This window comes from Paenibacillus chungangensis, from assembly GCF_042675905.1.
GTDB classification, from domain to species: domain Bacteria; phylum Bacillota; class Bacilli; order Paenibacillales; family Paenibacillaceae; genus Pristimantibacillus; species Pristimantibacillus chungangensis.
The window spans coordinates 40,628-61,615 of record NZ_JBHTJZ010000068.1 but is presented as its reverse complement, the minus strand read 5'-3'; the positions used below and the strand labels follow the sequence as shown (position 1 = coordinate 61,615).

General features: G+C 44.5%; 19 protein-coding genes. All 19 read left to right on the top strand.

Going from position 1 to position 20,988, the window contains the following annotated elements; genetic code table 11:
• On the top strand, window positions 1–563 hold a 563-nt coding region (locus tag ACFQ2I_RS21400), incomplete at its 5' end, for a flagellin (protein WP_377567907.1).
• 124 nt (window positions 564–687) lie between these two features.
• Window positions 688–1,050 (top strand): flagellar protein FlaG, encoded by a 363-nt coding sequence (locus ACFQ2I_RS21395; protein ID WP_377567905.1) that lies wholly within the window; start codon window positions 688–690, stop codon window positions 1,048–1,050.
• A 15-nt stretch (window positions 1,051–1,065) separates the two neighbouring features.
• Complete coding sequence (gene fliD / locus ACFQ2I_RS21390) at window positions 1,066–2,499, top strand: flagellar filament capping protein FliD (protein WP_377567903.1); 1,434 nt, start codon at window positions 1,066–1,068, stop codon at window positions 2,497–2,499.
• A gap of 15 nt (window positions 2,500–2,514) precedes the next feature.
• On the top strand, window positions 2,515–2,913 hold the full coding sequence (gene fliS, locus ACFQ2I_RS21385; RefSeq protein ID WP_377567901.1) for a flagellar export chaperone FliS: 399 nt from the start codon (window positions 2,515–2,517) through the stop codon (window positions 2,911–2,913).
• A complete protein-coding gene (locus tag ACFQ2I_RS21380) occupies window positions 2,913–3,239 on the top strand; it encodes a hypothetical protein (protein WP_377567899.1) in 327 nt (108 codons plus the stop codon). Before fliS ends, ACFQ2I_RS21380 begins: the two co-directional genes overlap by 1 nt.
• 101 nt (window positions 3,240–3,340) lie before the next feature.
• Window positions 3,341–5,617, top strand: a complete 2,277-nt coding sequence (locus ACFQ2I_RS21375) for a motility associated factor glycosyltransferase family protein (protein WP_377567897.1) — start codon at window positions 3,341–3,343, stop codon at window positions 5,615–5,617.
• Window positions 5,610–7,895 (top strand): motility associated factor glycosyltransferase family protein, encoded by a 2,286-nt coding sequence (locus ACFQ2I_RS21370; RefSeq protein WP_377567894.1) that lies wholly within the window; start codon window positions 5,610–5,612, stop codon window positions 7,893–7,895. The genes ACFQ2I_RS21375 and ACFQ2I_RS21370 overlap by 8 nt, the downstream gene beginning before the upstream one ends.
• The gene (locus ACFQ2I_RS21365; RefSeq protein WP_377567892.1) at window positions 7,879–8,748 is read left to right on the top strand and encodes a class I SAM-dependent methyltransferase; all 870 of its coding nucleotides are present in this window, start codon (window positions 7,879–7,881) and stop codon (window positions 8,746–8,748) included. The genes ACFQ2I_RS21370 and ACFQ2I_RS21365 overlap by 17 nt, the downstream gene beginning before the upstream one ends.
• A 26-nt stretch (window positions 8,749–8,774) precedes the next feature.
• Window positions 8,775–9,638: an N-acetylneuraminate synthase family protein gene (locus tag ACFQ2I_RS21360; RefSeq protein ID WP_377567890.1), complete on the top strand. Its 864-nt coding sequence runs from the start codon at window positions 8,775–8,777 to the stop codon at window positions 9,636–9,638.
• Window positions 9,623–10,801, top strand: a complete 1,179-nt coding sequence (locus ACFQ2I_RS21355) for a cytidylyltransferase domain-containing protein (protein ID WP_377567888.1) — start codon at window positions 9,623–9,625, stop codon at window positions 10,799–10,801. The genes ACFQ2I_RS21360 and ACFQ2I_RS21355 overlap by 16 nt, the downstream gene beginning before the upstream one ends.
• Window positions 10,802–10,808: 7 nt before the next feature.
• Entirely contained in the window at window positions 10,809–11,489 is a 681-nt protein-coding gene (locus ACFQ2I_RS21350; protein ID WP_377567886.1) for a TylF/MycF/NovP-related O-methyltransferase, read from the top strand.
• Window positions 11,490–11,671: 182 nt separating this feature from the next.
• A complete protein-coding gene (locus ACFQ2I_RS21345; RefSeq protein WP_213519776.1) occupies window positions 11,672–11,869 on the top strand; it encodes a cold shock domain-containing protein in 198 nt (65 codons plus the stop codon).
• Between the two features lie 244 nt (window positions 11,870–12,113).
• Complete coding sequence (gene hpf, locus ACFQ2I_RS21340; protein ID WP_377567884.1) at window positions 12,114–12,665, top strand: ribosome hibernation-promoting factor, HPF/YfiA family; 552 nt, start codon at window positions 12,114–12,116, stop codon at window positions 12,663–12,665.
• A 167-nt stretch (window positions 12,666–12,832) separates the two neighbouring features.
• On the top strand, window positions 12,833–15,340 hold the full coding sequence (secA, locus tag ACFQ2I_RS21335; protein WP_377567882.1) for a preprotein translocase subunit SecA: 2,508 nt from the start codon (window positions 12,833–12,835) through the stop codon (window positions 15,338–15,340).
• Window positions 15,341–15,366: 26 nt separating this feature from the next.
• A protein-coding gene (gene prfB / locus ACFQ2I_RS21330) for a peptide chain release factor 2 (RefSeq protein WP_377567880.1) occupies window positions 15,367–16,480 on the top strand; the annotation gives its coding sequence in 2 pieces (ribosomal slippage) (window positions 15,367–15,438 and window positions 15,440–16,480; 1,113 coding nt in all).
• A gap of 114 nt (window positions 16,481–16,594) precedes the next feature.
• Window positions 16,595–17,482 carry a YitT family protein gene (locus ACFQ2I_RS21325; protein ID WP_377567878.1) on the top strand — a complete coding sequence of 296 codons (888 nt, stop codon included), beginning with the start codon at window positions 16,595–16,597 and terminating at the stop codon, window positions 17,480–17,482.
• A gap of 166 nt (window positions 17,483–17,648) precedes the next feature.
• Window positions 17,649–18,491, top strand: coding sequence for a class I fructose-bisphosphate aldolase (locus ACFQ2I_RS21320; protein ID WP_377567876.1), 843 nt, complete (start codon window positions 17,649–17,651; stop codon window positions 18,489–18,491).
• On the top strand, window positions 18,491–19,657 hold the full coding sequence (locus ACFQ2I_RS21315; RefSeq protein WP_377567874.1) for a Gfo/Idh/MocA family protein: 1,167 nt from the start codon (window positions 18,491–18,493) through the stop codon (window positions 19,655–19,657). Before ACFQ2I_RS21320 ends, ACFQ2I_RS21315 begins: the two co-directional genes overlap by 1 nt.
• Window positions 19,654–20,874, top strand: coding sequence for a carbohydrate kinase family protein (locus tag ACFQ2I_RS21310; protein WP_377567872.1), 1,221 nt, complete (start codon window positions 19,654–19,656; stop codon window positions 20,872–20,874). Before ACFQ2I_RS21315 ends, ACFQ2I_RS21310 begins: the two co-directional genes overlap by 4 nt.
• The last annotated feature ends 114 nt before the right edge of the window (window positions 20,875–20,988 follow it).

Below are 20,988 nucleotides of genomic sequence, written 5' to 3'. Positions count from 1 at the left end.
GTATCTCCTTCGTGCAAACAGCAGAAGGCGCAATGAACGAAGTAAGTGCAATGCTGACTCGCATGAAAGAGCTTAACGTTCAGAAAGCGAACGGCACATACAGCACATCAGACACAGGCAATATTGACCTTGAGCTTACAGAGCTTGGCGCACAAATTGATAGCATTATGAGCGATACGAAGTTTAATGGTATCAATATTACTGCTGGCGCCACAATTCAAGCTGACGATTCGACTCAAACCATCACAATTGCTGCAATTAGCACATCTGGGTTTACAGGATTGGATGACACCACTGCCCTGACTGCGATTGAAACTGCAATTGAGAATGTATCCACACAGCGTGCAACGCTAGGTGCGACACAAAATCGTCTAGAGTATACGTCCAATAACCTTGGTACAACAGTTGAGAACTTGACAGCTGCCGAGTCTCGTATTCGTGACACGGATATGGCAAGCGAGATGGTGAAACTGACGAAGAATAATATTCTTCTGCAGGCTTCTCAATCGATGTTGGCGCAAGCTAATTCGCAACCGCAAGGTGTGCTATCACTGTTGCAATAATAGAATGAGAGAGGAGGACCTTGGATATTCCGAGGTCCTCTTTTTTTGACGAAATAATACTAAAGAAAACCAGAATTTAACCGATAATAATAGTAAGCGACTATCGTATCGAGGTGGGATAAAGATGATCAATATATCATCAGCAGGAACCACGGCGGGTTATTTTACTGACAAAAATATAGGCAACGGTGCTGAACGTACAATTCAAAAAACGCAGAGTACAATTGATGAGAAAAGTGGAAATCCTTCAATGTCTGAAGAGCGTCGTCAACAATTAGTTTCAAATATTGAAAATGTCATTCAAGCTATTCAAAGTACGGATACTCAAATCAAACGCTCGGTGCATGAGGGAACCAATCAAATTGTTTATAAGGTAGTCAATAAAGAAAGCGGAGAGGTTATCAAGCAGATTCCTGAAGAGAAGTTGCTGGATATTGCTACGAAAATTATGGAGTTAACAGGAATTATTGTAGATGAAAAGGCCTAAAAGGAGGAAAATATAATGAGGTTGTCAGGTTTTGCGTCAGGACTAGATATTGACAATATGGTAAAAGAGCTTATGCAAGCTCGGAGAAAAACGTATGATAACTTGGTTAAAGATCGTACAAAGGTTGAATGGCAGAGAGAAGATTATCGTTCCATGAACGCTAAAATTATTGATTTTCGCAACAATAAATTGGCCTCGTTTAATTTATCTAATTCCATTAACGCTAAATCGACTGAATTAAGCGGAGCTACTAGTTCGATTATGATGAATGCCACCAATTCGACAGCATCTGGGACGCTCAATGTAGAAGTCACTCAAGTGGCTACCTCAGAAAATCATGTGTACACATTTGGAACAGGCGATTTAGGCAGCGTGGGCTTTTTAGAAGATCCAGCTAATCCCTCAAATGTAAAAATTACAATTAACGGAAGTTCGATCTCTTTAGCTAAAACTGCTTCATTAGACGAGCTAGCCAAAGCCATAAATAGCAATTCTAGCTCTTTGAAAGCTACAGCTCTTTATAATGCAGATACGGGACAATTCTCAATAGCGGCGACTAAAACAGGAGAAGGTATGTTGGAATTAACAGATCCTATCTTCGATACTCCAGACTCATCACGAGTCGGTAAGAATGCAATAGTGAATATTAACGGTATTAATTATGAACAGTCCAGTAATCGGTTTAATGTAAATGGTTTCGATTTTACTGTGAAAGAATCAACAAATCCCGGGGAAACTGTCTCACTAACTGCTGTTCAAGACACGAGTAAAATCATTGATACCATTAAGTCATTTGTAACAGAATACAACAGTTTAATTAGTTCAATTAATTCTGAAGTATCTGAAGCCAATTATCGTAGCTACAAGCCTCTATCCAGTGCTGAGAAAAAAGAAATGACTGAAGATGAAATTGAAAAATGGGAAGAAAAAGCTAGAAGTGGAACGCTAAGAAATGACAGTACGTTATCCCAATTGGTATCGGAATTAAGAATTACTGCAACCTCTCTCATTAGCGGAGTTGTTGACGGCAATGGGGATAAAATTTCCATAGGTATTTCAACAGGAAGTTATACAGAGAAGGGGAAACTAATACTGGATGAAGAGAAATTGCGCGATGCTTTGGATGCAAATTCTGATGCCGTTATAGACCTGTTCACAAATAGCTCGACAGGTGTATTTAAGCAGATGTCTGCATCAAGTATGACAGCTTTGAAAGGATTATCTGACAAAGCGGGAACTTCTCTTACAAGTACAGATTTAAATGGTACTTTCAAAGAGGATTCTGTAATAGGCAGAGAACTTCGTGAAATGAAAAAAAGAGAAGATGCTTTAATGGACCGTCTCAATCGAATGGAAACGCAATATTATAAACAATTTACTGCAATGGAAAAAGCAATTAATCGTTTTAATAGTCAGGCAGGTATGCTCAGTAGTTTTATGAGTAGTTAAAAAGGGGTGTGCTAATTGCAAAATTCACCATATCGTATTTATCAACAGTCTTCCGTGAACACAGCTACGGGTAGTAAGCTGCTTATTATGCTATTTGAAGGAGCAGTGCGATTTACGAAAGCAGGGATTGAAGCAATTGAAACTAAAAATTATGATATGGCAAATGAGAAGTTGAAGAAAGCTCAAGCAATTGTGCATGAACTAATTGCATCGCTTGATTTTGATTATGAGATATCCAATGAATTAATTCGAATTTATGAATATTTACTTCATCAATTGATTCAGGCAAATGTGCAGAAAGATGCAAAAATTGCAGGAGAGGTGCTTGTGCATCTTAAAGATCTACTTGAGACGTGGAAGGAAGCTGAAAAATCTTCCGCAAAAGGTGGCGCCTATCAAGTGGGTACAGTATAATGCATGAACTGCATAAATTGCATGAAAAAACGATTTCATGTTCCCAGAATATTAATGATGCTGACATGGAGACACTGCTGCATTTAGTGGAATTGCGAGATGAAGTGATAGTAAAAATGAGTGATTCTAACGAGCCGCTTTCGCAAGAGGATAAAAGTAAGCTTCGTCAAATTACCGAACATGATCAAGTGATTGAAGCTCGTATGAGAGATCTGATGAACGAGGCAAGCGGTAAGCTTTATAAACTGCAAGAAGCTAGTATACAGAAGAAAAAATACGAGCAAATTCACTCCGCTAACAGTTTTTTTGTTGACACAAGAAACTGATTTCAGGGCTGCTAGGTAAAAATTTCCTAGCAGCCTTTCTTATGATTAAGGTCCAATATTCCGATATATACATAAACAATATATATAAAGGTGGATTACTTGTGGGATTAAAGCAGGAAATTAACCATATAACAGATGAACTTATTGATTTTTTGCCGCAGCTCATAGATGTATCTACAATTGTCGGTGATTCCTTTTATGGGAATATGAACAATGAATCATGGTTGCTTGTTGGTCAAATCGTAACAGCGATAGATGATCTGTATAAGACACTAGTTGAGATTGAAAATATGTTAATACATGTGGAAAGCAACCATGCATGGAAAAAACCAATAAATGATTATATTGCAAGAATAGAAGTCATCTTCGCACGATTCAATGAGCATACCGACGCAGATGAGTTTGTTATGGCTGGGGATATTATACGTTATGAATTTATTCCTCTATTTCATAGCTTATTATTGTTTCTTGGGAAAACGGAAGAAGAAAGCAATAAGCAGTTTTCAACCAACTTATTGTTTCTACAGGAGAAGTATCCATTAATCTATGATCGAGTTTTTCAATTACAACGAGATGAATTGAATTATCAGATCATTTCATCAAAAGACGGAAACGCCAATCTATACTTGAATACCCCATCCGGTCAATTTACTAATATGTACAGCGAGTATGACATAAACACCGAAGTAGTACGATGGGTTGCAGGCAGTGTTGAGGATGTTAAAGAAAGTCAATTCGTTTTATTGTTCGGTGTTGGTTTTGGATATCATTTAAAAGAGTTTGCATTAAAATATCCAAAAATCAAAATATTTTTAGTTGAACCGGACCCTCAAGTATTTTTGGCTTCAATGTATGCCGTTAACTGGGAAGAAACATTAGCAGGTATCGACATAGTAGATTTTGCTTTAGGTGTTAAGGAATTGGATGATGTTGAATTATTGTTGGAAAGATTTTGTGTGAAAACAGGCAGTAAGCTCAACATACAAGATTTACCGAAATACCAAAAATACTTCAAAGAGCATAAAGTCACTTTATTACAGCATTTAAAATATTGTGCATCTAAATTTAAACTTAATGAAAAAACGTTGGATTATCGATATATCAAGCATACAAAGAATATATTGAACAACATAGCTGCCAATTTATCAACCCCTTCAGTACGAACTTTAAATAAGAGATTAGACGGTATACCGGCTATTGTGGTAGGAGCAGGCCCGTCATTGGAGGCGGATGTTGAATATCTGAAACAGTTAAGGGATCATTGTCTTATTATTGCAGCGGGATCTTCGGTTCAGTCACTACAACATTTTGGTATTAAACCGCATCTTATCGTTTCAATAGACGGTTCGGATAAAAATTACGTTGCATTTAAACCTATTAATCGTGAGGACATTCCTTTCATATATTGCCCTCAAATTGATTATCGGGTTGTTGACTTGCAATATGAGAAAACCTATCACGCTTATTTGAAAAATGACTATATATCAAAATATATTATGGGCTATTCTGAAGCGAATGGAGATCCGGTTTTTAAAGAGACTAATTCGGTTAGTGGAACAGCTGTTCAAATAGCCATATATTTAGGGGCCAAGGAAGTTATTTTTACAGGACAGGACTTATCCTATCCATCCGATAGTATGTATGCGCCAGGTGCGAAACAATTCTCAGAGAAAGAAAAACTATCCATCTTATCTGAAGCTGATCAATGGATAGAAAATAACAAAGGCTCAAACAATAAAATCTCAACTACTATGCTGGTTACCTTAAGAAACTTTGAAAATATGCTTACTTTATTTCCTGACGTGAAGTTTATTAATGCATCAAGTAAAGGCGCGAAAATAAAACATGCTGTATATGAACCTATGGGTGACATAGTGAAGAGAATGAGTTCGGATAAAGTTAGTATGACAATTGAAGATATATTTAAAAATGAAAAATATCATTACAATAAACAATCAGAAATGAAAGAGAAATTATTTGCGTTACCGCAGCAAATGCAAAATAGTATTAAACTTACCCATCGAATGAATAATCGATTAAAAAAGTTAATGGAATTAAGTAGAACAAACCCAAACAAATGTTTGAAAATGATGTCCAGTATTGAAAAAGATTGGGGAGATCTCGTAAAAAGTATTCCTCTTAATACAATTTATCAATATGCGCTCAAAAATAAAATTATTGAATTTGATCGATACCAGCGTCAATTAAGTGAGGAAAGAAATATTCAAAAAAAAGCTCGTTTATTCGAGCGGGTGCTCGGTCAATTGTTTGATGCGATTATTAAACATTCTCCAGAGTTGTTGAGTTATCTTGAAGAAGCTATTGAAAGAGTTCATCAACTGGAACGAGTAACTCTACAGGGGGATAAAAATGTCTAACGTTTTAAAGGAAATCAACTCGGTTCTAGATGAAGTGAGAGATTATCTGCCCAATTTAATAGATAGTTGTTCTTATATGGCTGATGTTCTGATGGATTCTAAAATAGACAATGCTTGGAATGAATTTGGACAATTAATTGAAGGAATGAATAATTTATATAAGACATTAAATTTCTTGAATAGCAGAATGTCAGAACAATTGGGACTCGTCAACCAAACTCTCATTTATAATAGCATGCAACAATTTGAAACCTTATTTTACAGCTTGAATCAATACATGGACAATGAGGATTACTGGGGAGCAAGTGATCATATTAGGTATGAATTGAATGCATTGCTTCATACATTAGCTGCAGAACTGGGAGAAAAGGAAAGCATAAAGTCGCAACGCTTTAAGGCGAATAAAGAGTATTTTCGTCAAAAGCATCCGATGCTATATACCCAAATAGAAGACACAATGAGAAATCAAGAAAACTATCAAGTTATTTATACCAGGAACAGTATGCCAAATTTATATATAAGCACAAACAACGATCATCCAATATATTACTATAGTAAATTTGACCCTATGTATGAAGCGAAGAAATGGGTTGAAAGCCTATCTGTTAAAGGGGATGAAAAATCACACGTTTTTGTATATGGCTTTGGCTTCGGTTATCATGTGCAATGTTATTCACAGACTTATTCTGGTCACAGCTTGTATATATATGAACCAGATATTCAAATCTTTCTAGCTGCATTAGAAGTTATTTCGTTTGAAGATTTATTTCATCAACTAAATATCGCTGAGTTTGTTGTAGGCGATCAAAAAGAACCAAGAGATAGAATGTTTTATCGTTATTTGCGATATAAAGTGGATGAACCGGAATTTATAGCAATCCCTGTGTATAACAAAATAAATACAACTAATAAGGAGCAATTTATCCAGGATGCCAGTAACGCTATCTTAAATTATAAAAGCTCCTTACTAATGAATGAAACAGCGGGGATTCAATGGGTGAAAAATAGTATGTATAACATGGCCCGTGTACTTTCAACCCCATCAATCTTGGGATTAAAAGGGGAGTTTAAAGGGGTTCCGGCTGTAATAGTCGGTGCAGGACCTTCTTTGGAGGCAGAAATAGACTGGATTAAAAAGCTGAAGAAACATGCTCTAATTATTGCAGCGGGATCAACGATACAATCATTACTCCATTATGGATTAAAACCGCATCTTATCGTATCCATTGATGGAGGCGAAGAAAATAATGTCATGTTCAATGGTGTTGAAATAAACAACATTCCTTTACTGTATGCACCTATGATTAACTATCAAGTTATCGACCATCAAAAAAACAATATGATCCATATGTTTTTAAATAATGATTTGACAAGTACTTATTTTCTAAAATTAAATGATAACGATCCGGTATTCCAGTCAAATCTATCTGTTACAGGAATAGCAATTCAAGCGGCTATTTATATGGGCTGTCGCGATATTGTTTTGGCCGGTCAAGATTTATCGTATCCAACCGATCAGATGTATGCTTCCGGGGCGAAACAATTTTCAAAGGAAAAAATGAATGAAGTTATCCGGAATGCTGATTTGGAAATTGAAAATGTAAAAGGCACTATGAATCGTACTAACCAGATGATGAAATTAACATTATCTGATATAGAGGATCTATTGCATAAGCACCCTAATTATCCATTTATTAATTGTAGTTCAAAGGGAGCAAAAATAAAGGGAGCTCCGTTTAAGCCCATTCAGGAAGTATTTGCTTCTTTAATTGAAACGCAAGTGAATGATGATGCTTTACTAAGCAGGATGGCCCATCTAACAGATTATTCGAAAGCACAAAAAACTATAGTCGCACAACAAATTGAAAACCTTGTACCAGAGATAGATGATATTGAAAAACGATTGACTCATATTGATCATTTGATTAATGAAGCTTTAAAATCAAAAAAAATGAAAGAAAAAAATCTAAGGAGCTTATTTCACTCTATTCACTCTGAGTGGAAGATTGTTTTAGATAGTCATTCATTTAAAGGTCTGTATCTCAAAATATGTAGAAATGAACTCTATGATTTTGAAAGAGACTTCACCCAATTTTCAACAGAGAAAGATGTAAGGAGAAGAGTGGAACTACTTCAAAATGTAATGAAACCCTTATTAAAGGCGATGTTGTTGAAAACGCCGATAATAAAGGAAATCATCATTGAAACAAATAATAGAATAAAGAATTTAGACATAAATGCGGACAAAGGAGACAACAAAAATGATGTTGCAAAGTAAATGTTACCTATGCGATGGGGAACAATTCTCTCTAAGACATACTGGTGTCCGCGATAATCCAGATATAAACGTGATGGAGTGTGAAAACTGTGGATTGGTTTTCCTATCCTCATTCAATCATATTAATGATGAGTACTATGAAGAATCTTCTATGCTAGGAGGAGCAATCGATTTAAGAAAATATAGGAATAATTCTTTAAATGACGATCAACGGCGTTTTAATATGATGAAGGATTCTATAATAAACAAAAAAATATTGGACTTTGGTTGCGGAGGTGGAGGCTTTCTTAAGCTAGCCGAACAAATTGCCGCTTCTGTACATGGTGTAGAACTGGATAACACCATTCGCAGAACCCTGAATGATATTGATGGTATACAAACTATGCGATCAATAGATGATGTTACAGAAAAATATGATGTTATTTCTTTATTTCATGTTCTAGAGCATCTGTCGGATCCCGGTGCCATTTTAAATAGGTTGAAGGAGAACATAACTAAAAACGGAAAATTGATTATAGAGGTTCCAAGTGCTAATGATGCATTACTACAATTATATGAATCTGAATCATTTGCCGACTTTACATATTGGAGTTGCCATTTGTTTTTATTTACTCCAGAGACACTAAGTAAGCTCGCGTTGAATTCAGGATACCGCGTCCAGTACGTTAAGCAGGTCCAAAGATATCCTTTGTCCAATCACTTGCATTGGCTCTCGAAAGAGTTGCCTGGCGGTCATCAAATATGGGATTTCATGAACACGCCGGATCTTCATCACGCCTATGAAAAGCAGCTGGCTAGTATTGGCATGTGTGATACGTTAGTTGCTTGTTTAATGCCACAAAATTGTTCATAAAAAGTTACATTAGAGGAGGACACTTCATGAAACCAAGAGTTATTGCGGAGATAGGCTGTAATCATAAAGGTGATATGGATATTGCTAAAGAAATGATTATGATGGCAGCGGTGTTCTGTAAAGTGGATGCTGTGAAATTTCAAAAGAGAAATAACAAAGAATTATTAACGGAAGACCAATACCATGCGCCTCATCCAAACCCTCATCAATCTTACGGCAGTACTTATGGAGAGCATAGGGAATATCTGGAGCTGGACTTGGAACAGCATAAACAGTTGAAGAAATGGTGTGATGAGTATCAAATCGAGTACAGCACATCCGTTTGGGACCTTAGTTCTGCCATGGATATAAACACATTAAAACCCAAGTTTATAAAAATTCCTTCCGCTTTAAATTTACATTTTGATATGCTTGGGTATCTTTGCAGTGAGTTTGATGGAGAAATTCATCTATCACTGGGTATGACCACAAAAGAGGAAGAAAGCCAAATTGTAGAGTTTTTTGTAAAGAATAAACGAGCAAAAGATCTCGTTTTGTATAGTTGTACTTCGGGCTATCCTGTACCTTTCGAAGATATTTGTTTGTATGAAATATCCAGATTGAAGCAGCAGTACGGGCATCTTGTGAAGGAAATTGGATTTTCTGGCCATCATCTGGGGATTGCCGTAGACGTTGCTGCGTATACTTTAGGTGCTACCACGATTGAAAGACATTTTACTCTAAATAGAACTTGGAAAGGGACAGACCACGCTGCAAGCCTTGAACCTGACGGGTTGAGAAGGTTAGCCAGAAATTTAACTGCAGTAGAAAAAGCTCTTACTTATAAGGAAAGCGGAATGTTAGACATAGAGAAAGAACAAAGGGATAAACTAAAATGGAAAAATCATTAAGAACGGTTGCTTTTATTCCAGTACGAGGTGGAAGTAAAGGTATTCCTCATAAGAATATTAAGCCTTTTTGTGGAAAGCCATTAGTCTATTGGACCGTCGCAGCGGCCGCAAAATGCGAGGAAATTGAAAAGGTATTTGTATCGACAGATGATAGTTTAATAAAGAAAACGGTTGAGGAATTTGGCTTCCCAAATGTAGTGGTTATTGACCGTAGCGTTGAAAGTGCTAGCGATACTGCAACAACTGAAAGTGCGATGTTAGAATTTGCAAACCTTTTTTCTTTTAGTCATGTTGTCCTTTTACAGGCGACCTCTCCTTTGATTGAATCGCAAGACATATATCAATCATTAACTCAATGGAAAGCATCAAAGGCGGATAGCTTGGTATCAGTAGTTCGTCAGAAGCGGTTCATTTGGGGCGAAAGTGATCATTTTGCATTGCCCTTGAATTATACTCCATCTCAAAGGCCAAGAAGACAAGATTGGAACGGTTATTTGGTCGAGAACGGTGCCATATATATTACGAGTAGAGACTTATTGCTTACTACTAGATGCAGAATCTCTGGCAATGTAGCCATGTATGAAATGCCGGAAGATACGTATTTTGAGCTGGATGGAATAACGGATTGGGAAGTCGCTGAAAAGTTGAAATTATTGAGGTTGAAAGATGCTCTTTCCTTAGAAGAGGTTATCCCCGAAATCAATCTTCTCATATCTGATGTCGATGGTGTTTTGACAGATGCGGGAATGTATTATTCCACAAGTGGGGATGAATTGAAAAAGTTTAATACGAGAGACGGTAAAGGTATTGAACTTCTCAAGAATACCGGTGTTAAGGTCATGCTTCTTACTGCGGAAGATATAGAGGTTGTACGAGCAAGAGCTGAGAAGTTAAACGTGGATTATCTTTTTATGGGAGTAAAAAATAAAGATACATTTTTAAAACAGTTTTTCATGGATAATCCGGAGTATCATTATCAGAAAACAGCTTATATTGGTGATGACGTTAACGATTTGGAAAGTTTGAAGCAGGTTGCTCTTTCCGCTTCTCCGTATGATGCTCACCCAACTGTTCGCAGCTTTGTACAGTACATTTGTGAACGAAGAGGCGGTCAGGGGTGCGTTAGGGAATTATGTGATCTCATCATATCCTATAAAGAGTAGAAAATTGTTGGAAAGAAGGTTGAGTGTCATCATAACACTTCCAGACTTTACTAAATCATTTGAATATGAAAATAATTTTTATCTTTCTTGCGATATTACAAGAATGAGTAAAATGATGGCACACTATGAATTGTTTAAAATGGCAAATGATCTACCGGGTGCTATTATAGAATGTGGTGTTTTTAAAGGCGCGTCTCTTTTGAGGTTTGCCATGTATAGAGAACTACTATCCTCACCTTTCTCGAAAAAAATAATTGGTTTTGATATATTTGGTAAGTTTCCGGAAACAAACTTTCAAGATGATATCCAGTTCAGAGAAAAATTCATTGCAGGAGCAGGAGAGGACAGTATCTCTGTAGATCAATTATATGAAGTGTTAAGCCATAAAGGCATTAATAAACAAATTGAGCTTGTGAGTGGCGATATTACAAAGACAGTTCCTGATTATGTAAAACAACACCCGGAGTTGAAAATATCGGTTTTGAATCTTGATACTGATATTTATGAGCCTTCCATTACAATATTAGAGCACTTGTATCCAAGATTGGTTAAAGGCGGAATATTGATAATGGATGATTATGGAACGTTTCCGGGTGAAACTAAGGCAGTTGATGATTATTTTAAACATCAAGATGTTGAAATCAGAAAGTTTCCTTTTGCAATGACTCCGTGCTATTTAATAAAGTAAGCAAATGGCAAGATCATTCCAGATATATCCGGTTTTTATTTGAAGGTTATCCAATGTGAACTCCTCATGAATCCGTTTTCAAGAAATTGTTTGACAATTCCATAATTGCGGTGGTATAGTCAAATTGTGGGCCGGACCTAATGAGGTCACACAGTATTTGAAGATGAAGGGAATGTTTGCACATGCAAGGTAAAGTAAAATGGTTTAACGCAGAGAAAGGCTATGGATTTATCGAGACTGAGCAAGGCGGCGACGTATTTGTTCACTTCTCCGCGATCCAAACAGAAGGCTTCAAGACGCTGGAAGAAGGCCAAGCGGTTGAATTCGACATCGTTGAAGGCGCACGCGGTCCACAAGCTGCAAACGTAGTCAAACTGTAATCATCCGGCTATTATAAGCCACATTATAGATGATTTGATTGACAGTGCCTAACTCACACAGACCCCGGATTTCCGGGGTTTTTCTATGTCTATAATAAGTCGCTGCCGTATGCCGGGGACCGATTTTGACAAGAAAGTGAACAGTCGGAAAATGATTATCAGAAAATTTTGAATAAACCAAAATCAATTTTGAATTGGGCTCTTGCATATGCTATAATAAGGACAAGTAAAGGAGGAATGCCCCATGAATTGCAACATTCGAGGCCAACGCTTCCAGGTGACAGAAGCACTGAGAGATTACGTCGAGAAGAAGCTTAGCAGATTGGAGAAGTATTTCGAAACTCCGATAACCTCCGAAATTCATGTTACTCTATCCGTTACGAAGGGACAGCATACGGTAGAAGTTACGATTCCGCTTGTCGGCGTTATGCTCAGAGCCGAAGAAAGAAGCGAGGATATGTACGCATCCATCGATCTGGTGGTGGATAAGCTGGAACGTCAGATCCGCAAGCACAAGACGAAGGTGAACCGCAAGTTCAAGGGCGGCAGCGGCGTGAAGGCCCTGTTCAGAGAGGAAGGTTCGGCTGCGGTCAGCGTAGCTGAGGAGGAAGAAGACGAACTGGAGCTGGTTCGTACGAAGCGATTCACTCTGAAGCCTATGGATGTGGAAGAAGCGATCCTGCAGATGAATATGATCGGACATAATTTCTTCGTATTCGCCAACGCTGACAACAAGGAAGTGAACGTTGTCTACAAGCGGAACGACGGAAAGTACGGATTAATCGAGCAAGGTTAAGATATTATGGCTGGCGAGCCTAAGAACATCAGCAATCATACATGAAGCTTATAACAGCCCGTCTCATTCCGAGGCGGGCTTTCTTACGCAGTCCTGCCGGATTGCGAGGGATTGAACAAACTGTTACAATTTAAAATAAACAGTCCTACTACCGAAAGGGGAAAACCATGCTCGGATTGGTAAAGAAGATATTCGGAGACGCAAATGAGCGCGAAGTGAAGCGGATCATGCGCACGGTTGAAGAAATAAACGGCATGGAGTCCAAGTTCGCCGCATTATCAGATGACGAGCTTCGTGCGAAGACAGATGAATTCAAAGCGCGTATTCAGAAGGGCGAGGAGACGAGCGCGCTGCTGCCAGAAGCCTATGCGACCGTGCGGGAAGCGTCGAAGCGGACGCTGGGCATGCGACACTTCGACGTACAGCTGCTAGGCGGCATGGTACTGCACGAAGGCAAGATCGCAGAGATGAAGACAGGTGAAGGTAAGACGCTCGTGGCGACATTGCCTGTCTACTTGAACGCGCTGACAGGTAAAGGCGTTCATGTGGTTACGGTGAACAACTACCTGGCAGAGCGCGACAGCGAGATAATGGGGAAGCTCTACAACTTCCTGGGCATGACCGTCGGCTGTAATCTGCACGGCTTGTCTCATGCGGAGAAGCAGGAAGCTTATGCCTGCGACATTACGTACGGAACGAACAATGAGTTCGGATTCGATTACCTGCGCGATAATATGGTGCTATATAAGGAGCAGATGGTACAACGTCCGCTCCACTTCGCCATCATCGATGAGGTGGACTCCATCCTGATCGACGAAGCGCGGACGCCGCTTATTATATCCGGACAAGCTGCGAAGTCTACGGAGCTGTATCATGCAGCTGACCGCTTCGTCGTCCGTCTGAAGGAAGAAGAGGACTATACAGTCGACATCAAGCTGCGCAACGTGCTGCTGACGGAGGCCGGCGTGGAGAAGGCAGAGCGTGCCTTCGGCATTGAGAACTTGTTCGATCATGCCAATGTGACGATCAACCATCATATTCAACAGGCGCTGAAGGCGCATGTCATTATGAAGCGTGACGTCGATTATGTGGTGCAAGAAGAGGAAGTTGTCATCGTCGACGAATTCACGGGACGTCTCATGTCGGGTCGCCGCTACAGCGATGGGCTGCATCAGGCGATCGAAGCGAAGGAGCAGCTGAAGGTTCAGAATGAGAGCATGACGCTGGCGACGATTACATTCCAGAATTACTTCCGGATGTACCGCAAGCTGGCCGGTATGACGGGTACGGCGAAGACAGAGGAAGAAGAATTCCGCCGTATCTACGGGCTTGATGTGATTCAGGTGCCGACGAACCGTTCCATGATTCGGAAGGATATGCCCGATGTGGTCTACAAGACGGAGGAAGGCAAGTTCAAGGCCGTCGTGGAGGAGATTGTGGAGCGTCATGGCAACAAACAGCCGGTACTGGTCGGTACGATCTCCATTGAGAACTCCGAGAAGCTGTCGGCGATGCTGAAGCGTAGAGGTGTGCAGCATAAAGTGCTGAACGCCAAGTTCCATGCGGAAGAGGCGGAGATTATCTCCCGTGCGGGACAAGCCAGCTCGGTGACGATCGCGACGAATATGGCTGGACGCGGTACGGATATCTTGCTGGGCGAATCTGTAGCAGAGACGGGCGGTCTGCATATTATTGGTACAGAGCGCCATGAGAGCCGCCGGATCGACAATCAGCTGCGCGGCCGTGCCGGCCGTCAAGGCGACCCTGGTTCCTCGCAGTTCTACCTGTCGCTGCAAGATGAGCTGATGCGCCGCTTCGGCGCGGAGAACATCATGGCGATGATGGATCGTCTCGGTCTGGAGGAAGATCAACCGATCGAGAGCAAGATGATTACCCGTGCGATTGAATCGGCTCAGAAGCGCGTGGAGGGCAACAACTTCGATACGCGAAAGGTCGTCTTGCAATATGACGATGTGATGAATCAACAGCGCGAAGTGATCTACAAGCAGCGCCGTGACATACTGGAGTCGGCCGACATTCGCAGCGAAGTGATGAACATGATCAAGCCGGTCATCGAACGTACGGTGGAGGCGCATTGCTCCGAGGATATTCCGGAGGATTGGGATCTGGAAGCTATCGTGGAGTATGTTCACTCTTCTCTTCTGGAGGAAGGCTCTCTGTCGAAGGACGATCTGTGGGGCAAGGAGAAGGAAGAGATTGTCACGTTCATCTATGACAAAGTGGTGGTATATTACGACCAGCGCGAAGAAGAGATGGGACAGGAGACGATGCGCGAATTCGAGAAGGTCGTCGTGCTGCGCGCGGTAGACAGCAAGTGGATGGATCATATCGATGCGATGGATCAGCTGCGCCAGGGTATCCATCTCCGCGCTTACGGCGGTACGGATCCGCTTCGCGAATACCAGTTCGAAGGCTTCGAGATGTTCCAGGCGATGATCGAGACGATACAGGAAGAAGTGTCGAAGTATATTATGAAGGCGCGCGTCGAGAGCAATCTGCAGCGTCAGGAAGTCGTGAAGGGACAGACGACGTCCACAAGCGGCGGAGGAGAATCGCAAGAGAAGCGCCCGGTTCGCCGTGAGGAGCGCGTAGGCCGCAACGATCCGTGTCCGTGCGGAAGCGGCAAGAAATACAAGCAGTGTCACGGCAAGTAATTATGAAGTAAGGTGAGGCGAAAGCGATGATCGATATTACGGTGAAGCAAGACCTTCGCGAGATGGCGAAGCGACTCCAGGAACTTAGGGGGTCTCTTTGACTTAGATCTGAAGCAAGAGATAATTGCCAACTTCGAAGAGAAGATGTCCGCTCCCGACTTCTGGGACGATAATGAGCGTGCGCAAGGCGTCATTGCGGAGCTTAATGCCGTTAAATCGGTGGTGGAGCAGTATGACCGACTGAACAACGATCAGGAAGAATTGGCCATGATTCTGGAGTTGGCGGAAGAGGAACCCGACGAGGCGATGGAAGCCGAGCTTGCGGAAGGCGTAGAGGCTCTCCAGGCCAAGATCGAGGATTTCGAGCTGCAGCTGCTGCTCAATCAACCGTATGATCGGTTGAACGCGATCCTGGAGCTGCATCCTGGCGCGGGCGGCACGGAGTCGCAGGACTGGGGTCTGATGCTGTACCGGATGTATACGCGGTGGGCGGAGAAGCGAGGCTTCAAGGTAGAGTTGCTGGATTACCTGCCTGGCGACGAAGCGGGCATCAAGAGCGTCTCTATGCTGATCAAGGGATACAACGCCTATGGCTACCTGAAAGCGGAGAAAGGGGTGCACCGTCTGGTGCGCATCTCCCCCTTCGACTCCGCCGGCCGAAGGCATACTTCCTTCGCGTCCTGCGATGTCGTACCGGAGATTGACGATTCCATCGAGATCGAGATTCGTTCGGAGGATCTGAAGGTGGATACGTACCGTGCCAGCGGCGCGGGCGGCCAGCACGTCAACAAGACGGAGTCGGCGATTCGGATTACGCATATTCCGTCAGGCATTATTGTGGCCTGCCAGCAGGAGCGATCCCAGATTGCGAACCGCGATCGGGCGATGAAGACGCTTCGTTCCAAGTTGTATGAGCGCAGAATTGAGGAGCAGATGAAGGAATTGGCTGAGATTCGCGGCGAACAGTCCGAGATCGCATGGGGAAGCCAGATTCGCTCTTATGTGTTCCATCCGTACAGCATGGTGAAGGACCATCGTACATCGGTAGAGACGGGCAATGTGGGTGCGGTCATGGACGGTGATCTGGATATGTTCATCGACGGCTATCTGCGTCATCAGGTCGGCAAACCATCGGAATAATTGACATATGGGCAAGTTATGGAGTGCCCGGGGCTTACTGCCTCGGAAGGGGAGAGTTCCAACCGTAACGGGTGTGGAGCTCTTTTTTGTGAGAGATCAAAGGAGTGGGAAACAATGACGCAATGGTTAACGAGACGAAGAGGGAGTAAGCCTCTCAATCCGGGGGTGCAAGCGGCGTGGAATTTTATTCAGATCATTATCGGATGTATGGCTGTGGCGCTCAGCTTTAATATGTTCCTAGTGCCGAACGGCATAGCGGCAGGCGGCGTGTCCGGCATGTCGATTCTGGTGAAGGAGCTGGTGGGCATTACGCCGGCGGTAACGCAATGGCTGGTTAATATACCGCTATTCCTGCTTGCATTGTGGCTGCTTGGCAAGAAGTTCGGGGCCAAGGCTGTGCTTGGATCGACGTTCCTTCCTTTATTCGTATTGTTAACGGCTCATGTTCCTAATCCCACGCTGAATCCGCTCCTTGCGGCCATCTATGGCGGCATCGGCATCGGCTTGGGTCTCAGTCTTGTATTCCGCGGCGGCGGTTCTACAGGCGGGCTTGATCTGGCGGCGCAGATGGTGCACCGGTTGACAGGGCTTCCCTACAGTATCGCGATAGTGATGTTCGATGCGATGGTCATCATTGCAGCGGGGTTCGTGTTCACGCCGGAGACGTCCCTATACGCCTTGATCGCCACGTTCGTGACAAGCAAGACGATTGACTTCATGCAGAACGGCCTGCAGCTCTCCAAGATTGCGTTCATTATTAGCGAGCGCGCTGAGGAGGTGGCAGAAGGCATTCTGCACGATCTGAATCGTGGTCTGACGCGTCTGGACGGGCATGGCGGCTATACCGGGGCGGGCAAGACGGTGCTTATGGTCGTCGCATCTCAGAATGAAGTTCCCAAGCTGAAGCAGCTTGTGCGAGCGATTGATCCCAGTGCCTTCGTGATCATTAGCAATACGGCCGAGGTTCATGGCGAGGGCTTCAGGCTGGAAGATCATCGATAAGCGAACGAATCGCATGCACGCCCATAATGAGTCTCGTTGATCAGAGCATGGTATCTGATTGGCGGGGCTCTTTTTAATAATACTCGACAACCTTGTTTGTTTGGTATATCATTTTGTTATAAATGAACATTAATTGTTCGAATAAAGCAGAGGAGAGGTTAAAAGAATGATTGGTAAACCGAGATTAAACAGGATGTTCAGCGAGCAGGGCAAGTGCTTCGACGTGGCTATCGACCATGGATTCTTCAACGAGTATTCCTTTCTGGGCGGTATCGAAGATATGAAGAGCGCGATCGGAGCGGTCGTGCAGGCAGGTCCGGATTGCGTGCAGCTCAGCGCGGGTCAAGCGAGATTGCTGCAGGAGATTCCAGGCAAGCGGAAGCCGGGGCTTGTGCTTCGTACGGATGCGGCCAATATCTATGGCAATAAGTTGCCGCACTTCCTGTTCAGCGAGCTAATTGACCGTGCAATTGAGCAAGCGGTGCGCCTGGATGCCGTAGCTGTATGCGTGAACCTGCTGCTGCTGCCGAATCAGCCGGAGCTCCATCATCAATGTGTGCGCAATGTAGCGGTACTGAAGACGGAGAGCGAGAAGTACGGTATGCCGCTGATGGTCGAACCGCTGGTGATGCTGCCTAACGAAGAGAAGGGCGGATATATGGTGGATGGAGACATTCGCAAAATCATGCCGCTCGTGCGTCAAGCGGTAGAGCTCGGAGCGGACGTTATTAAAGCGGATCCGTGCGATGATGTGACGGAATATCATCGTGTCATCGAAGTCGCTTCCGGTATTCCCGTGCTGGTACGCGGCGGCGGGCGGGCAAGCGACGAGGAGATTGTGAACCGTACGGTGGAGCTCATGAATCAAGGCGCGGCCGGAATTGTATACGGGCGCAATGTCATTCAACACCCTAATCCTGGCGCTATGACCTCTGCTCTGATGAAAATCGTCCACGAAGGCGCGGGCGTGAATGAGGCGCTGGCGATTCTGGAAGGAGAGCGCAGCTAATGGAGAAGCGAATCATAACGTTCGGCGTCATCGGCTGCGGGCTGATGGGCAAGGAGTTCGCCAGCGCGGCGGCTCGCTGGTGCCATCTGACCGGCGTAGACTTCGAGCCGCGCATCGTCGCCGTCTGCGATGCCAATCCCACTGCCGCGCAGTGGTTCCAAGACAATGTTCCTAGTGTCGCCAGAGCGTATTCCGATTATAGGGAACTGCTCGCGGACGATGACGTGGAAGCGATCTATTGCGCGGTTCCTCACAATCTGCATGAGCAGATCTATATCGATATCATCGCAGCGGGCAAGCATCTGCTGGGAGAGAAGCCTTTCGGCATTGATCGGGCGGCGAATGAAGCGATCTCGGCTGCGATAAGCGACTATCCGCATGTCGTTGTGCGCAGCTCGTCGGAGTTCCCATTCTTCCCCGGCGTCCAGCAAATTATAAAGTGGGTAGAGGAAGAACGATTCGGCCGAATTATCGAGGTGGAAGCCGGCTTCTGGCATTCCAGCGATCTGGACCCCGGCAAGCCGATCAATTGGAAGCGGCGCATTGCCACTAACGGCGAATACGGCTGCATGGGGGATCTGGGGCTGCATGTGCTGCATCTGCCACTCCGATTCGGCTGGAAGCCTGCAAGCGTCTGCGCGCTGCTGAACAAGATTATGGAGGAGCGTCCTGATGGACAAGGCGGTATGGCGCCATGCGAGACATGGGACAATGCTATTCTCGCTTGTGATGTGAAGACGGCGGATCAGCAGTTCCCAATGGTGCTGTCGATGAAGCGGATCGCGCCGGGCCATGCCAACACATGGTTCATCCGTATACAAGGAACGAAGCTGTCCGCGGAATTCTCGACGAAAAATCCGAAGCAAGTGGCGTCCTTGCCTTACGAGCCGGGCGGTCAGCAGGCTTGGCATGTCGTGGATGCGCCTTATCAATCCGCCTACAGCACGATTACGGGGGGAATATTCGAGTTCGGCTTCTCCGACTCCATTCTGCAAATGTGGGCAGCATTCTGCGACGAGATTGTACACGGCAAGGAAGGCATGCAGCAGCCGTTCAGCTGCGCGCTGCCGGAGGAAGCGTCGGGAAGCCACCGCCTGTTCACGGCGGCGCTGGAGTCTCACAAGACGGGCAGTACAGTAGCGATCGACTGGGGGAACGAAGGGTGAGCAGGCGGCATCTCGATGGCGCCGACATCATTGTAGCCGGCCATATTTGCCTCGATATCATTCCCGCCATGAACGGCAGGAAGAGGAGGCAAGGGATTGCGGAGCTGCTCGTTCCCGGCAAGCTGATCGATGTTGGGGCGGCGCAGTTGTCAACGGGCGGCGCGGTGCCCAATACTGGCCTGGCCTTGCACCGTCTCGGCTCGAACGTGAAGCTGATGGGCAAGGTGGGAGACGACCCCTTCGGACAAGCGATACTATCCATCCTGCGGAGTTACGGCGAGCATCTGGCGGAAGGCATGATCGTCGCCGCTGGCGAGTGCAGCTCCTACTCGATCGTCATCAGCCCGCCTGGAGTCGACCGGATCTTCTTGCACTGTACGGGAGCGAATGATACGTTTTCGTCTGAGGAAGTGACGGCGGACGCTTATGGCGGAGGGAAGCTGTTCCACTTCGGCTATCCGCCGCTGATGCGGCGGATGTATGAAGAACAAGGCGTGGAATTGGAGCGATTGTTAGCCGGAGCAAAGGCTGCGGGACTGACCATTTCCCTGGATATGGCGCGTCCCGATCCGGATTCCATGGCGGGGCAGGCCGATTGGATGGCGATTCTGCAGCGCGTGCTGCCGAATGTCGATGTGTTCTTGCCCAGCTTCGAGGAGCTATTATATATGCTGAGGCCTGAGCTATACAGGGAGCTGGCGGAGCGCCATGGGACGAGTGAGCTGCTGCCGTTCGCAGATGGCGATATGCTAGGTGCCCTCTCTGCGGAGCTGCTTGGCATGGGAGTGGCGGTAGCGGCGATCAAGCTTGGCGAATATGGGTTGTATGTGCGCACGTCAGCAAGCCTGCAACGATTAAGGAGCATGGGACACAGCGCACCGCTGGGTGAGGAACTGGAGTCTTGGCGGGACAAGGAACTGCTTGCTCCTTGCTATAAGGTGGATGTCTCAGGAACTACTGGAGCGGGAGATTGCACGATAGCGGGTTTTCTGTCCGGATTGGCAAGAGGACTGCCCATAGAGGATACGCTGTTGACTGCCGTCGGCGTAGGCGCTTGCAATGTGGAACGGCCGGATGCGGTCAGCGGCATTCCCGGCTGGGAAGATGTGCAGCGAAGAATCGCGTCAGGCTGGGAACAGAGGGAAGTCCTTATGCAACTGCCCGGTTGGTACCATGACCGGCAGTGCGGCGTCTGGAGACGCAAGGGAGAGCAATGAAGAAAGAAGGATTGGGATTGCATTGACATACAATTATCGTGCTTACCGAGGCAGAGCGAGACTGTGTCAAGGTGGCAGGATTCGGGCTGGGCTGTCTGGAGGAGCAAGGGCTGA